Below are 784 nucleotides of genomic sequence, written 5' to 3'. Positions count from 1 at the left end.
ACTCGCCATCCCAGCCCATTGCGAGCCCTGCCCCGGGAACACGAACACCGTCTTCCCGGCCTGGGACGCCCGGCCCTCCACCACGAACGGAGACGGCTCACCCGCTGACAACGCCCTTACGCCCTGAAGGAGTTCCGCGCGGTCTCCGGCCACCACGGCCCGGTACTCGTGATGCGCGCGGGTCACCGAGAGTGACAGACCCACATCGCCGGCCCGGACGCCCGCACCGCACGACCCGGCGAGACGCGCCGCCTGTTCCCGCAGCGCCTGAGGGGACTTGGCGGACACCACCCACGGCACCGGCGTACGCGGCTCGGCTGCCAAGGGAGCCTCCGTCTCGCGGGCCTCCGTCTCGGAGGCCTCCTCCACGATCACGTGCGCGTTCGTCCCGCTGATCCCGAACCCGGAGATCCCGGCCCGCCGGGGCTTCTCGCCCGACGGCCAGGGCATGGCTTCGGTGAGCAGGTGCACGTTGCCCGTACTCCAGTCCACGTACGGCGTCGGCTCGGTGATGTGCAGGGAGCGGGGCAGCAGTCCGTGCCGCATGGCGAGGACCATCTTCATCACTCCGGCGACACCGGCGGCGGCCTGGGTGTGGCCGATGTTGGACTTCAGCGAGCCGAGCCACAGCGGCCGCTCTGCCGGGCGTTCCCGGCCGTACGTGGCGAGCAGCGCCTGCGCCTCAATGGGGTCTCCCAGCCGCGTGCCGGTCCCGTGCGCCTCCACCGCGTCCACGTCCCTCGCCGACAGCCCCGCGTCGGCAAGCGCCGCACGGATCACCCGC

The 784-nt window shown here is 72.4% G+C and carries 1 protein-coding gene; it reads right to left on the bottom strand.

What is annotated here, in order from left to right; translation table 11 throughout:
- Nucleotides 1-784 (bottom strand): ketoacyl-synthetase C-terminal extension domain-containing protein (locus tag ADK41_RS05120; RefSeq protein WP_167353449.1); only part of this gene is annotated, 784 nt, incomplete at both ends.

This window comes from Streptomyces caelestis (genome assembly GCF_001279005.1).
Classification (GTDB): domain Bacteria; phylum Actinomycetota; class Actinomycetes; order Streptomycetales; family Streptomycetaceae; genus Streptomyces; species Streptomyces heliomycini.
Note: the sequence above shows the minus strand (reverse complement) of the source record. Positions and strands in the feature narration are given on the sequence as shown.